This is a genomic window from Phycisphaeraceae bacterium, from assembly GCA_019636735.1.
In the GTDB taxonomy this organism is placed as follows: Bacteria; Planctomycetota; Phycisphaerae; order Phycisphaerales; family SM1A02; genus VGXK01.
The window spans coordinates 187,842-202,110 of the sequence record JAHBWY010000003.1 but is presented as its reverse complement, the minus strand read 5'-3'; the positions used below and the strand labels follow the sequence as shown (position 1 = coordinate 202,110).

The following is a 14,269-nucleotide window of genomic DNA, read 5'->3' as shown; positions in this document are numbered from 1 at the left end:
TCCCGCTATCCTCCGCGCATGGCCCATTGGAAGCGCACCACGGAGTTCATCGTTCGCCTGCCCCACCACGCGGGCGAGTTGGCGCGCCTGACGCGCCGGTTGCACGAAGCCGATGTCGGCATGCTCGCCTTCTGGGGGCCCACGCCCGGCCGCACTGCCGATGGCGTGCATTGCATCCCGGAGAACCCCGGACAGTTCCGCAACTTTGCATCGAGCGCAGAGCTCGCGATCTGGGAGGAGCCCTGCTTCTGGTTGAGTGAGGAGTTCAAGGGTGGAAATCTCGTGGCGACGCTCGAAGTGATCGCCAACGCGGGCATCAACATCGAACTGATTCAGGCGATGGCCTACCGCGGCCAATTCGGCTGCTTCATCTGGGTCACGGACAATGATGCGTCGAAGCTCGAGGCGATCCTCTCGGCGGCTTGATGACTCGGGTCTCCCGACAGGGTCGTGCTCGGCGCCGGGCGCTCCCGGCTGCTCCCGGCGGAACAGAGACTCTGCGCGCGGTTGGCCATGACAGGCGCCATTGACATTGCGGTTGACACCGGAGGGACTTTCACCGATGCGGTCGTGCGCCAGAGTGGCAAGACCGAGCAGCGCATCAAGGTGCTCTCCTCGAGTGCGATCCGGGCGCGGGTGGCCCGGAGTGCGAGTCAATCTGAGTTGGCCGTCGAAGTCCCGGCGCTTGAGCGGTTGGCATCTGAAGGCGACCCGGCCCTCTGCGCACGCCTCGTGCTCGGCTGGCGCTTGCGTGGCCAGCGAAGCGCTGGTGTCGTTGTCGACGCGGAGTGGCGCTCAGGTCTGCTTCACCTGCGATGCAATCGTGCCACGGTCGAGTTCCGTGGAGAGGCATCCCTCGAAGCTCTCCCCGTTGGTGCGCTGCTCGACCTCGCATCCCCCTGGCCCGCACCGATTCTCGCGGCGAGGCTTCTCCTCTGCTGTCCGGGCGACGAGCCGCTTCCTCCACTCGCGATGCGCCTCGGCACCACACGAGGGACCAACGCGGTGCTCGAAGGCCGCTTCGATCCCGTGCTTCTGGTGACGAATGCCGGCCTTGGCGATGCGCTCCAGATCGGCGATCAGCGAAGGAGTCAGCTCTTTGCGCCGGCACCTCGCACTCAGCCCGCCATCCATCGACGGACTCTTGAAGTCACGCTGCGGCAGGATGCGTCGGGACGCGAGATTGAGCCCCTCGATGAAGCGGTCTTGCGAGCTGATGCGCGCGACGCGCTCGCCAACCACGGCGTCACGCACGCCGCAGTGGTGCTCCTTCATGCGTGGAGGAACCCGGGGCCGGAGGAGCGCTTGGCGACGATCCTCCGCGACATCGGATTCACGCGGGTCGTTGCCTCGCATGAGTGCAGCGGGATCGAGGGCTACCTGCCCCGCGGGATGGCGACGGTGGTCGATGCGGCGCTTTCGAGCGCCGTCGGTGACTTCCTCGACGCGGTCCGGGCGGGGCTCTCCAGGGGCTCGATGCTTGAGGTGGCCACGAGCTCCGCGGCGCTGCGCCCGGCACTTCGCTTTCCACCGCGGGAGTGCCTGCTCAGCGGTCCGGCGGGTGGCGCCGCGTCGCTCCATTTCATGCGGGAGCGCGTGATGCGCCGCGACGAGGGCGACGCGCGTGTGCCACCGGTCGCCGCCCTGCTTGGCTTCGACATGGGCGGTACCAGCACCGATGCCATCCGCGTCACCGATCATCTGCCCCGGCGCGATCAGACCCCCATCGCCGGCCGAACGATGGCGCTGCCGAGTCTGGTCATCGAAAGTGTTGCCGCGGGTGGTGGCAGCCGCTGTCGCCTTGACCACGGCGTGTGGCGCGTGGGACCCGAGAGTGCGGGGAGTGTTCCAGGTCCCGCGTGCTATGGACGCGGAGGACCGCTGACGGTGACGGACATCGACCTTCTTCTGGGTCGCTGCGACCCGCGCCACTTCGCGGTACCGCTCGACCCCCGCGCCGCGGAGCGGGCTCTCAGGAGCGAGGTTCTGAGTGACGCTGTTAGTGGAGCAGTCAGCAATGATGACCTCACCGAGCACTTGGCCCGCTTCAACGCGATCACCGATGATGCGATGGCCTCGGCGCTGCGGCTCATCTCCGTGCGCGAGGGCTTCGAACCTTCAACTCACGCGCTCATCGCCTACGGAGGGGCGGGCGGCCAGCATGCCTGCACCGTGGCTGAGCTTCTCGGCATCCGTCGCGTCATCCATCCGGCGGCGGCAGGGCTCCTGAGTGCCTCGGGCATGTTCTCGCTCCGGCGTGATCGCTTGAGGAGCGAGAGCGTCGAGAGCGCACTGTCGATCGAGGCGCTGAGCGGAGGAGTCGCCCGGGCTCGTGTGGCGCTGCGAGAGGAAGCGCCGCCCCACTCGGCGAGCGAACTCATGGTCGAGCGCGTCGACGCAGCTCTCGCCTGGGGGAATCGAAGCGCCGTCCTCGAGATCGAGATCGACACGGATTTGCAGGGTCGGCCCACCGGCCGGATTGAAGCAATCGAGACCGCGGCGCGCCAGCGCTACCGGGCCATCTTCGGCACCGATCCACCCAGCGGCCCCGGGGCCTCGATGCGCATCTCCTTTGTTCGAGTGACGGCGCGGTGGAGCGAGCCGTCGTCGGCGGATGAACATGCCGACGCCTCTCCGACGGCAGTCGGTGTCCCGGCCATCGCATGCTCGCCCCATCGAATGTGGAGCCGCGGCGAGTGGCATGACGCAATCACCATCCACCGAGCTTCTCTTGTGCCCGGCGCGCCAATTGAGGGGCCGGCCATCATTGCCGATGCCCACTCCACGCTCGTCATCGATGTCGGCTGGCGCGGCACGCTGGTCGACCGTGGCGATATCGAGGTGATCCGCGTGAACTCGGCCGACGCAGGCTCGCTCTCCGTGCATGGCGTCGAAGAGATCCGCGCCTCTGCCCTCGCCTCCGCCGCAGCCGAGATGGGCGAACAGCTTCGGCGCACCGCCGTCAGCGTGAATGTGCGCGATCGACTCGACTACTCCTGCGGCATCCTCGATCACCAGGGTCGTCTCGCCACCAACGCTCCGCATGTGCCCGTCCATCTCGGCGCCCTCGGCGCCTGCGTGGTCGAGATCTCGAAGCGGCACACCTGGGCGCCGGGCGAGGTGCTCGTCACGAATCACCCCGCGTTCGGCGGCTCTCATCTTCCCGATGTCACCGTCGTCATGCCCTTCTTTACCAAGGTCGATGGCCGCGATTCGATCGCTTCACAGCAGGGTGATGCGAATCGCGGCTCCGAGTCACGATCGGCGATCGTTGGCAACGATGCGGCCCTCGCAGGCTTTCTCGCGGCCCGCGCTCATCATGCCGAGATCGGTGGCATCCGGCCCGGCTCGATGACGCCGACGGCCCGTCAGTTGACCGACGAGGGCGTGGTGATCCCGCCGACGCGCATTGCCGCCGACGGCGTGGTCAACCTCGCGCCGCTCCGAACGATCCTCGCAGGCGGCCGGCATCCGTCACGAGCGATCGATGACAACCTCGCCGATGTCGCCGCCGCAGTGGCGGCGCTGCGGCGCGGTGCGGATGCGCTTGACGCGCTTGTTCAACGCGATGGTCTCGCCGCGCTCCTCAATGCCTTTGACGCCCTGCGTGCGAGGAGCCGCGCCTGCGTCGAACGGGCGATTGAGGTGCTTTCGGAACGCGCACGGGGTGCCGGGCGCCGTGGGCTCCACTCCCGGCAGACCCTCGATGACGGGTGGCCGATCGAGGTGCGCGTTGAACCGAGGGGACGCCGCGTCCGCATCGACTTCACTGGAAGCGGGCCGGTGCACCCGGGCTCGTTCAATGCCCCGCTCGCCGTCACGCGCAGCGCGGTGATGTATGCGATCCGAGTTCTTGTTGAGTCCATTGAGCCGACGGATGATCGCGTGCTGCCACTCAATGACGGGCTTCTCGAGCCGGTTGACCTGATCGTGCCCGAGGGATTCCTCAATCCACCTGCTGAATCGGGAGTTCCTGTTGCAGCCGGCAACACGGAGACGAGCCAGCGGGTGGTCGACGCGCTGCTGCTTGCCCTCGGAGTGGCCGCGTGCAGCCAGGGCACCATGAACAACCTCGTGATGGGCGGTGCGGGATGGAGTTTCTATGAGACGATTGCGGGTGGTCTCGGCGCCACGGCGCGCGCCGACGGCGCTTCGGGCGTGCATGCCCACATGACCAACACGCGCATCACCGACCCCGAGACGCTCGAAGCGCACTTCCCTCTTCGGCTGCGACGGTTCGCCTATCGGCGCCTTCCTGGCGCCGCAGCGATCGCACGCGATGGCGCCACTCCTCGGAGTTCCGGCGAACCAGCGCCCCCCTCGCACGCCACAGAGTCACGAGAGGCATTCGGCGCTGGCATCTCCTTGACCGAGTCAAGGCCGCCCCATGGCGCAGGTTCACTTCATCACGGCGCTCGTCGCGGCGGCAGCGGTCTCATCCGCGAGTTCGAGTTCCTCACCCCGGCGCTGGTCGCGCTCACCTCGCAGCGGCGCGCCTCGGGGCCCGAGGGGGTCGATGGTGGCGCCCCAGGAGAACCGGGTGGTCAGCGGCTCAGGCGCTCCGATGGACACAGCACTCCACTGCCCGGTCTCTTCGACATCGAGGTGCAGGCGGGTGACCGAGTCACGATCGAGACTCCGGGCGGTGGCGGCTGGGGCCACTCGAACGAGCCCTCCGCGCGCGACTAAACAAGCGCCGCGAGAACTGAGTCAGCCACGAGCTGCCCCGATGCGGTGAGCCGGAGGCGGCCGGCGACGCGCTCAAGCCGTCCATCGCGGCATGCCTCTTCGATCGCGGCGCGGCGCAGCGACTCATCGCCACAGGCGAGCCAGAGCTCGACCTCGGCGAGCGGAACTCCTTCGATGCGCCGCAGCCCGAGCATGAACCCCTCACCGCTCCGCTGTCGTTCGCTGACCGACTCGGCGTGTGCAAGCGGCGAGAAGGGCGAGGTCGCCAGCCAATCACCCAGGCGCGGGACATTCTTCCATCGCAATGCCCCGGCATGGCCGCTCGCGCTCGGCCCAAGCGCCAGCCAATCCGCGCCGCTCCAATAGAGCTCGTTGTGCCTGCACCGGCGGCCGGGGCGCGCCCAATTCGAGATCTCATAGTGCTCGAAGCCTGCGGCAGCGAGGCGCTCTCGGGTCGCTTCATACATCGCCGCTTCGAGGTCTTCCTCGGCAGGCTCGATCGCCCCCATGTCGCGCCGCTTCGTCATCGCCGTGTTCGGCTCATAGACGAGTCCGTAGCAGGAGAGATGATCGGGTCCAAGGGCCAGCGCTGCATCGAGATCGGCGCTCCACTGCGCCTCGCTCTCACCGGGAATCGCGAAGATGAGATCGAGGTTGATGGCGGTGATTCCCGCCGCGCGGAGGCGATCGATGGCGCGAGGAACGCTCGCGGGGTCATGCCAGCGCTCGAGCGTCTTCAGAAGGTCGGGGTGAAAGCTCTGGCAGCCGACACTCACGCGATTCACACCGCATGCGGCGAGCACCCGGGCCACCTCCTCGGAGACCGTCTCGGGATTCGCCTCGACCGTCCACTCGGCGTCGTCGCGCCAAGGCAGGAGCGAGCGCAGGCCCCGCAAGAGGCGATCGAGAAGGTCGGGGGCCAGCAGCGTGGGCGTGCCGCCACCGACGAAGAGAGTCTCTAGCCCGCTCGTTCGATCGCCGCGGGCACCCGAGCGCGCAAGCACCTCGCTCCAGGCGCGAGCCTCGTCGAGCAGACGATCAACGAAGATCGACTCGCGCCCCTGACTCTCGACGAAGCTGTAGAAGTCGCAGTAGTGACACTTGTGGAAGCAGAAGGGCACATGGACATAGGCGCCGCGCATGGCCACCGGCCCCGCCCCGCCCCGCTCGATCGACTCCGCAATCACGCGAGCATCGGCGCACTCGAATGGCGCCAGTGAGGCGGCCCGCAACTCCATGCCAAAGTGTACGCCGCGCTCAAGCCGCGATCAGGCCTCTTCCGCACGCTCGCCCTGGCGAGCCTTCGCCAAGGCGCCGCCTGCGCCGCGAGTGCCGCGCTCGGGCACGCGAACGACCGTCTGGCATCCCTTGCAGCGCACCAGTCGACCTCGGCAGATCTCGGTGACTGCGAGAATGCGCTGGCAGGCCAGGTTCGGGCATTGAATGCGAATGGTCGGGGTGCGCTCCTGCACGGAGATGCCTTCGACCCGATCGGGCCGCCACTTGACCGCTTCATCCCCCTTGCCCGCGGTGGCGCGAACCGTGCCGGGGGGCTCGATCGTAGGATGCCGTTCATGCCGATTGTTCCGACTGGTCCGAGTGCCCCCACACTTTCGCCAAGTTCAAGCGCTATCCCCGGCACCGCCGTGGTCGGGCTCCAGTGGGGCGACGAGGGCAAGGGCAAGATCGTCGATCTCCTGACCGCCCGCCACGATGTCATCGTGCGCTACAACGGCGGCGCCAATGCCGGTCACACGGTGCAGGTCGGCGAGGAGCGCTACCCGCTCCACCTCGTGCCGAGCGGAATCCTCTACCCGGAGAAGACCTGCGTCATCGGCAATGGTGTCGTGGTCGATCCGGAGAAACTTCTCGACGAGGTCGCGAAGCTCCGAGCCCGCGGCATCGAAGTGGGACGCAACCTGCGTCTCTCCTCGCGGGCGCATGTGGTGATGCCCTATCACAAGGAGCAGGACGCAGCGCTTGAAGAGTTTCTCGAGAGCGTCGCCAAGGGCGAGGAAGGCAACCTTTCGATCGGCACGACGCGGCGCGGCATCGGCCCCGCCTACTCCGACAAGGTGCAGCGATCGACGGCGATCCGCATGGCTGATCTGCTCGACGGGGACTACCTCCGCCGACGCCTTCGCGTGATCTGCCGACTGCGGACCGCGGAACTCAAGGCGCTCGGCGTTCGGACCAAGCCGCTTGATCCCGAAGCGCTTGCAGAGCGCTACTCGGCGTTCGGAGAAGAACTGCGCGAGCACATTGTCGACACCACCTACCTGCTGCACGACGCATGGCGCGCCGGGAAGTCGATTCTCTTTGAAGGAGCGAACGCCTGTCTCCTCGACATCGACCATGGCACCTATCCCTATGTGACCAGCTCGAACTGCTCGGCGCTGGGCATTCCCGCAGGTTCCGGGCTGCCCGGCGGAGCCGTCGGCCGCGTGCTCGGCATCATGAAGGCGTACTCGACGCGCGTCGGCGCCGGACCATTCCCGACTGAGCTCCTCGATGAAACCGGCGCGCACATCCGTGAGCGCGGCCGCGAGTATGGAACCACCACCGGGCGGCCACGCCGCTGCGGCTGGCTCGACCTCGTTGCGGTGCGCTACAGCGCGATGATCTCGGGTGCGACCGGCATCGCCTGCACGCTCTTCGATGTCCTCTCGGGAATCCCCGAACTCAGGATCTGCCACGCCTATCGCCTTCCCGATGGCACGCGAACTGAGCGATTCCTTCCCGATGCGCATCTGCTCGAAGGCGTCGAGCCGATCTACGAGACGCTGCCTGGCTGGAGCGAACCGATCCGCGACGCGGCCGACCGTTCGGCGCTTCCCGCGGCAGCGCGGCGCTATCTCGACCGTGTTGAAGAGATCGTCGGGCTTCCGATCGAGATGGTCGGCGTCGGACCCGAGCGAGCACAGACCCTGATGGCGGCCTCCGCATGAGCAGTGACTCCTCCAGCAGCGTGCCGCGCCACATCGCCATCATCATGGATGGCAACGGCCGCTGGGCGCAGCAGCGAGGTCTGCCTCGTATCGCCGGCCACTCCGCGGGAGCGCGACGGGTGCCCCCCATCACGGCGGAGTGCGTGCGTCGAGGGGTCGAGGCGCTGACCCTCTACTCCTTCTCGCTTGAGAACTGGAAGCGCCCTCCCGCCGAGGTCGAGGCGCTCATGCTGCTGACACGGGAGCGACTCATCGCCGAGCGAGCGCTTCTCATGGAGAATGGCGTTCGACTGCGGCGGATCGGTCGGCGCGAAGGGCTGCCCGGACCGGTTCTCGAGGAACTCGATCGAACCGAGGAGATGACCGCGACGCACACGCGCATGACGCTCTGTCTCGCCCTCAACTATGGCAGCCGCGCCGAGATCACCGATGCGGTGCGTGCGATCGCCCGCCGGGTGCGCGACGAGCGACTCGACCCCGAGTCGATCGACGAGGCGTTGATCTCGGAGAACCTCTCCACCGCCGGTCTCCCCGACCCCGATCTGCTGATTCGCACGGCGGGCCAGATGCGACTGAGCAACTACCTGCTCTGGCAATTGAGCTATGCCGAGCTTCATGTGACTGAGACGCTCTGGCCGGACTTCACCGTCTCGGATCTCGAAGTCGCTTGCGAGTGCTTCAGTCAGCGGAAGCGCACCTATGGCGGGCTACCGACCCACGCCGAAGGCGCCCCGACGACCCCCCTGGCGGAATCATGATTCGGCTGAGCGGCCCCGCCGCTCGAGCGTGAGTCGTCGCGTCGCAGCGCGGTTACGCCATCTCACTCTCGTGCCGGTCCCATGCACCTGTCTCGCGCTTGAGTCCTTGCAGCGCAGCCACACGGTCTCACTCCTGGGTTGGTCGCATGCACCTGCCTCGCGCGTGGGCCGTCGCAACGCAGCCGCGCGATCTCACGCTCGTGCCGGTCGCGTGCGCCAGCCTCGCGCGTGAGTTGTCGCAGCTTCGGTCGGCACAGTGGTTGATCGGCTCTCCAGTCGGCGACCTCGATCGTGGCTCTCAGTGAAAGTCCCGCGAACGCGTGCCAATGGCCACCTCCTGCTCGGCGAGCCAGCGATCCAGCGAGCGGAGTCGTCGCACCAGCAGATGGGAGACTTCGCCGCGCCGCTCCACTTTGCCCTCGGCCAGGATGACTGCCGCGTGTCTCGCATGACGCCGATGGCGCTCGTAGACCTTCGGCCTGATGATGAGATTCGCCGAGTCCGTCTCATCTTCGATCGTCATGAAGAGAACTCCCTTGGCGGTGCTTGGTCGCTGGCGGACCAGCACGATTCCCGCACAGCGGACCCACGCGCCCGAGGGGATCTCCGCCGAACGACGCACCTTCGCGCAGGTGACCGCACCGATGGCTCCGAGGCGCTGGCGCAGGAACTCGATCGGATGCCCCCTGAGCGAGACACCGACAGCGCCGTAATCCATCGAGATCTCCACGGGACGCGTCATCGGCGGGAGCGCGACCGGTGCTTCCGGCGACTCACGCTCACTCGCCCACGACAACCCAGCGCGTGAGGCGAGTGGTTCCGATGGCGTCGGCCGCGCGGCGCCCGGTTCCGCTTCCACCTTGGCGCTTGGCGGAATGGCGTCCCCCCTCGGTCGCCCCTCGTGCATCGCCTCGTCTTCACTCCGCCCCATCTCGGTTGACTCCGACAGAAAGAGCGGCGCCGCATCATCCCTCAGTCGACGAATCTGCCAGAGTGCCTGCTGGCGCGGAAACCCCATCGCGCGGAAGGCGTCGGCACGAGCCAGACGCCGCAGCGCGCCAACGCCCACTCCACTTGCGCGCCAGAGCGCTTCGATGGAGCGGAAGGTCCCATGCCGACCCACCGCCTCGACGATGCGATCGCCATCCTCGCGACCGAGCCCCGACACGAGTCGGAGACCGAGGCGCAGCGCCGGTCCCGACGCTCCCGGCCCCCGGGGAAGCGCCGACTCACCGAGCACCCGGTTCACACCCCCCACCCCCCCCACACTGCCGGCTTCGAGTGAGCACTCCCACGCGCTCGTGTTGACATCGATCTCGCGCACCTCCACGCCGTGAGCCTTCGCATCGGCGACGAGCTGCGCCGGCGCGTAGAACCCCATCGGCTGACTGTTGATGAGCGCCGCGGTGAACGCCGCCGGATGGTGACACTTGAGCCACGAGGAGACATAGACCAGGTGCGCGAAACTCGCGGCGTGACTCTCGGGGAAGCCGTAGCCGGAGAAGCCCTGGATCTGTCTGAAGACCTGCTCGGCGAAGATGCGCTCATAGCCCCGCGCAATCATGCCGCCGATGAGCTTCTCCCCGAATCGGGCAATCTGCTGTCCCATGCGCTTCCATGCGGCGATGGCGCGACGGAGCGCATCAGCTTCACCCGGTGTGAAGCCCGCAGCCACGATCGCCAGCGTCATCGCCTGCTCCTGGAAGAGCGGCACACCGAGGGTCTTCCCCAAGACGCGCCGGATCGACTCGTTGGGATAGACGACCGGCTCCTCGCCACTGCGACGCCGTAGATAGGGATGCACCATGTTGCCGACGATGGGCCCCGGCCGCACGATGGCCACCTCGATGACGAGGTCGTAGAAGCACCTCGGGCGCAGGCGCGGCAGCATCGACATCTGGGCGCGGCTCTCGATCTGGAAGACGCCCACCGTGTCGGCGCGCGACACCATCTCGTAGACGGCCGGATCCTCGGCGGGAATGCGGTGAAACTCAAGCGACGGTGAACCTTCGCTCACCTCTTTCGCCGGTGCGTCGGGGCTCACGCGTGAGGCGCGAGCTCCCCTCCACGATTGATCCGACTCGATCCCGCGCGAAGTCGCCCCGTTCACGAGATCGATCGCCTTGCGAATGGCGGTCAACATGCCGAGCGCCAGGACATCAACCTTCATGAGCCCCATGGCATCGAGGTCATCCTTGTCCCACTCGATGATGGTGCGATCGGGCATGGCTGCGGCGCGCACGGGCACCAGTTCGACCAGCGCGCCCTCGGTGATGACGAAGCCTCCCACATGCTGCGAGAGATGACGAGGAAAGCCGAGCAGCTCACTCGCCAGTGCAAAGAGCGTGCGAAGGCGCTCATCGCGCGGATCGAGCCCCCGCTCCCGCAAGCGGCTCTCATGCCCGGCGTCCTCGAGGTCGCGATGCCACCAGTCGATGCCCGACGCGAGGGAGTCCACGGCATCCAGGCCGAATCCGAGCGCCTTGCCGACATCGCGGATGGCGCTGCGACCGCGATAGGAGATCACTTCCGCGGCAATCGCCGCTCGGTGTCGTCCGTACTTCGCATAGATGTACTGGATGACCTCCTCGCGGCGCTCATGCTCGAAGTCGACATCGATGTCCGGCGGCTCGTTGCGCTCCCGGCTGATGAACCGCTCGAAGAGCATGTCGATGCGGGCGGGGTCCACCGCGGTTACACCCAGCACGAAGCAGACGGCGCTGTTGGCGGCGGCGCCTCGCCCCTGGCAGAGGATGCCGCGCGACCGGGCGTGGCGCACGATGTCGTGGACTGTCAGGAAGTACGGGGCGTAGTCGAGTTCATCGATCAGCGCCAGCTCATGCTCGAGCCGCGCCTGCACCGCCGGTGACGCACCACCGGGATAGCGCTCGATGGTCCCCTCATGGACCAGGCGACGGAGTTCCTCGATGGCCGTCGCGCCGCCGGGGACGACCTCCGATGGGTAGCGATAGCGCACCTGGTCGAGAGAGAATCCGGCGCAGCGATCCGCCACCAGACGGGCGCGGCGCAGGGCGCCCGTCTCGCGATCGAGATCGGCCATGAGCGAGCCCATCACTTCCGGAGCACGCAGGTGGCGCTCGGCATTCGGAAAGAGGCGCCGCCCCGCACTCTCGATGGTGCATCCATGACGGATGCACGCGAGGATGTCCTGGAGCGGGCGTCGCTCCGGCACATGCATATGAACATCGTTCACCGCCACCAGCGGGATGCCATGCGCCTCGGAGAGCCAGCGCATGTGACGCACGCGCCACTCCGTCTCCGCCTCGCCCAGTCGCCAGACCGCGAGCGAGAGACGATCGCCATCAATGATCCGTCGCACTCCCTCGAGCACCTCGAGGAACCACTGCTCCATGCAGAGCACACCGCGCGGCGCGATGACGATCGCCTCGAGCCCCTCATGCAGTGCGGCGCCGTCGGCCCCGGGACGCTCGAGCAGCACATGGATCGGCAGATGGAAGAGGTCATTCGAGTCCTGCGCATGCGGTCGCATGGTGACGGAGCCGATCTCACGCCCGCGCGAGAGCAGTCGACAGAGCCGTCCATATGACGCAAGACTCGTGGGAAAGAGAAGGATCTCCACCGTGCGCGGCCTCGGCAGCGACGAAGGCCTGCCGGCGCCGCGTGCCATGGGCATGACCGGCGAGCGGGCCGCTGCGGGGGTGCGGGGCGCGTCCTCTGGGGCATTCGAATCAGGGGCGTCACGCCAAATTCGCGAATCAAGCGAATCTCGCAAAGCACGCGCGTGAGTTGAATCATTGGGATCACGCACATCACTCGCGTGATCTGCATCATGTGAATCAGGCGAGTCATGTGAATCATGCGAGCAACTCAGGTCATCGGCGACCGTGAACTCCACGCGAGCGCCGATGACCAGCCTGACCCCCTTCTCCTTTGCGGCCACGAAGGCACGGACCGCACCGGCCAGCGTGTTGCGATCGGCGATGCCGAGCGCGTCATAACCGAGCTGGGCCGCGCGCTCCACGAGCTCCTCGGGGTGACTCGCTCCTTCGAGAAAGGAGAAGTTGCTCATGCAGGAGAGCTCCACGAAGGGCGCTCGCGGGATCGATCCAGTCGATGGCTCGGTCATGCGATGCGCCACTCCCTCAGGCCCAGGCGCCGATGACCGACCAGCGGTCGGGTCGACGATGGAGCAACCACAGCCAGCGACCATCGGTGGTGCGCACGCGCCAGAAATCGCGATCGCCATCGGGTGCCGGCGAGCGCCTCGCATCGAGCCTGAGCCACCACTTCGGCGAGTGGCGCTCCGGCCCATCGGCTTCGCGCACGCGTCCGCCACCTCCCGGCCATCGCACCTCGATGGGACGCCTCGCGCCCGGTGCTGCGCTGATCGGGGCCTCGTCGGCGACCACCTCTGCCGCGAGCGCCGCGGGGAAGATCACCGTGGGACGCAGCAATGGCGCAGCGGGCGTGGCGGCGGCGTGCATCAACCATGATGCGGGATCCCCCGCCTCATCGACCGCCAGACGCACCGACGCAGGCCCCAGGCGCGCCGAGACGAGGTCGATCATCTCCGCCACGCTGGTCTCGATGACGCGCCCGCGGTCGGCGCGCGAACCTGACGCCTGCGCCTCAGACTCTTCGGTGCCATGCCATGCCCCCTGGGATGACGCGAGCGGCGCGTCGATGAGCGATCGCAGACGCACTCCCTCCACACCAAACCCCAGGTTGGCCTTCTCCACGCGCGGGCGCAGGAGAGTCCAGAGATGCCTGGCGTGGCGTGATGGCCGTCCGAGCGGGATGCGTTCCACCACCGGGAGCGCCTGCACGCGTTCGAGAGTGACCTCGAGGAGGCGCGTGCCTCGAGTTTGCCGGGCGAGTTTGGCGACGAAGCGATCGAGCGCCGTCACCAGCGCCTGCTCCACGGAATCCAGGCGCGTGGTCGGCCCCTCGAAGGACAGGTGAACTTCCAGAGTCGCTGTCCACGGCAGCGGTTTGAACGGTTCGGGGCGCAGGCCTCGCATCTCATCAAGCACGGCCAGCAGTTCCGCGCCGAAGCGATCCGCGGTCTCGCGCCGGGGCAGGCGCATCGCCTCGCCGATACGACGGACATTGACCTCGCGCAGCGCGTCGAGAGTGGCTGCGGGGAGCCGCAGTGCCGCAAGGGGAAGATCCGCGAGCGCCTCCGCCGCCTCCATCGGCTCCTCCGGGAGAATGCGGCAGGGCCATGCGCTGCTGGCGGCGAGGGCCGCTCGGAGCGTCGCCGCGATGGCCACCTGCACATGAACCCCGCGCCGATGGAGATCCCGCAGAACTCCCGCCGCCAGTCGCGCTTCGCCTCCATGCACGCGATCGCATCCGGTGATGTCGATCACGATGGCCGGCGCAGGCTCGGTACAGGGATCGACCGCACCGATCGAACCCGGCAGCGGCATGACAAGTGGGGCATAGCGCATGCACCAGCGCCCCAGTCGGCGCAGCGCCCGCGCATCACTTTCAGGCGTCCACTCGAGCAAGATCACATCGGCGCCGCAGAGCGCTGTCGCCTCGGCGAGCGGCATGCCTGGCCTCGCCCCCGCGGTGTGCGCGTGAGGACAGAGCGCGACCACCTGCTTCGTCTGGCGGGTGAGCCGATGAATGAGCATGGGCGCCAGGTGCGATCCGCTCCCGGCCCGCGGTCCCGGATCACCCGTCACCGTGTCGCGGACCAGTCTCTCTCGGGCCAGTCGCCGCCGCGCGAGATCGCTCGACCACCACGGCAGCGCGGCCACCAGCCAGCGCTTCGACAGTGGCGGTGGTTCTGGTGATTTCGACGATGTTGCCGCGGCTGACCGAGGCTGTTCGGCATCCATGATCCCCTCGTGATGTTCGTACTTTGTTAGGGTACCCTCGAGG

At 67.6% G+C, this 14,269-nt stretch carries 9 protein-coding genes; 5 read left to right on the top strand and 4 right to left on the bottom strand.

The features are described 5' to 3' along the window. Nucleotides 1-18: 18 nt before the first annotated feature. Both KF724_04895 and KF724_04890 read left to right on the top strand, forming a co-directional pair. Nucleotides 19-426 carry a hypothetical protein gene (locus KF724_04895; GenBank protein ID MBX3355017.1) on the top strand — a complete coding sequence of 136 codons (408 nt, stop codon included), beginning with the start codon at nt 19-21 and terminating at the stop codon, nt 424-426. Nucleotides 427-513: 87 nt separating this feature from the next. Beyond that, on the top strand, nt 514-4,689 hold the full coding sequence (locus tag KF724_04890) for a hydantoinase B/oxoprolinase family protein (GenBank protein ID MBX3355016.1): 4,176 nt from the start codon (nt 514-516) through the stop codon (nt 4,687-4,689). Here KF724_04890 and hemW read toward each other — a convergent pair. Beyond that, the gene (gene hemW / locus KF724_04885; protein MBX3355015.1) at nt 4,686-5,927 is read right to left on the bottom strand and encodes a radical SAM family heme chaperone HemW; all 1,242 of its coding nucleotides are present in this window, start codon (nt 5,925-5,927) and stop codon (nt 4,686-4,688) included. The two genes, KF724_04890 and hemW, sit on opposite strands and share 4 nt — an antisense overlap. A 30-nt stretch (nt 5,928-5,957) precedes the next feature. Then, on the bottom strand, nt 5,958-6,161 hold the full coding sequence (locus KF724_04880; GenBank protein MBX3355014.1) for a hypothetical protein: 204 nt from the start codon (nt 6,159-6,161) through the stop codon (nt 5,958-5,960). A 102-nt stretch (nt 6,162-6,263) separates the two neighbouring features. Here KF724_04880 and KF724_04875 point away from each other — a divergent pair, with 102 nt between their 5' ends. From KF724_04875 to KF724_04865, 3 genes are all read left to right on the top strand, one after another. Beyond that, the gene (locus tag KF724_04875) at nt 6,264-7,637 is read left to right on the top strand and encodes an adenylosuccinate synthase (protein MBX3355013.1); all 1,374 of its coding nucleotides are present in this window, start codon (nt 6,264-6,266) and stop codon (nt 7,635-7,637) included. Then, nucleotides 7,634-8,395 (top strand): di-trans,poly-cis-decaprenylcistransferase, encoded by a 762-nt coding sequence (uppS, locus tag KF724_04870; GenBank protein ID MBX3355012.1) that lies wholly within the window; start codon nt 7,634-7,636, stop codon nt 8,393-8,395. Before KF724_04875 ends, uppS begins: the two co-directional genes overlap by 4 nt. A 146-nt stretch (nt 8,396-8,541) precedes the next feature. Further along, complete coding sequence (locus tag KF724_04865; protein ID MBX3355011.1) at nt 8,542-8,700, top strand: hypothetical protein; 159 nt, start codon at nt 8,542-8,544, stop codon at nt 8,698-8,700. Here KF724_04865 and KF724_04860 read toward each other — a convergent pair. Together KF724_04860 and KF724_04855 are read right to left on the bottom strand one after the other, a co-directional pair. Further along, the gene (locus KF724_04860; protein MBX3355010.1) at nt 8,694-12,503 is read right to left on the bottom strand and encodes an error-prone DNA polymerase; all 3,810 of its coding nucleotides are present in this window, start codon (nt 12,501-12,503) and stop codon (nt 8,694-8,696) included. The genes KF724_04865 and KF724_04860 overlap by 7 nt on opposite strands. Nucleotides 12,504-12,519: 16 nt before the next feature. Continuing rightward, nucleotides 12,520-14,226: a DNA polymerase Y family protein gene (locus tag KF724_04855; protein MBX3355009.1), complete on the bottom strand. Its 1,707-nt coding sequence runs from the start codon at nt 14,224-14,226 to the stop codon at nt 12,520-12,522. Nucleotides 14,227-14,269: the final 43 nt, after the last annotated feature.

Excerpts from the sequence above, each read along its gene's own strand:
- KF724_04865 (MBX3355011.1), top strand. The coding sequence starts at position 8,542 with ATGCACCTGCCTCGCGCGTGGGCCGTCGCAACGCAGCCGCGCGATCTC.
- KF724_04890 (MBX3355016.1), top strand. The coding sequence starts at position 514 with ATGACAGGCGCCATTGACATTGCGGTTGACACCGGAGGGACTTTCACC.
- KF724_04855 (MBX3355009.1), bottom strand. The coding sequence starts at position 14,226 with ATGGATGCCGAACAGCCTCGGTCAGCCGCGGCAACATCGTCGAAATCA.
- KF724_04875 (MBX3355013.1), top strand. The coding sequence starts at position 6,264 with ATGCCGATTGTTCCGACTGGTCCGAGTGCCCCCACACTTTCGCCAAGT.
- KF724_04860 (MBX3355010.1), bottom strand. The coding sequence starts at position 12,503 with ATGACCGAGCCATCGACTGGATCGATCCCGCGAGCGCCCTTCGTGGAG.
- KF724_04895 (MBX3355017.1), top strand. The coding sequence starts at position 19 with ATGGCCCATTGGAAGCGCACCACGGAGTTCATCGTTCGCCTGCCCCAC.
- uppS (MBX3355012.1), top strand. The coding sequence starts at position 7,634 with ATGAGCAGTGACTCCTCCAGCAGCGTGCCGCGCCACATCGCCATCATC.
- hemW (MBX3355015.1), bottom strand. The coding sequence starts at position 5,927 with ATGGAGTTGCGGGCCGCCTCACTGGCGCCATTCGAGTGCGCCGATGCT.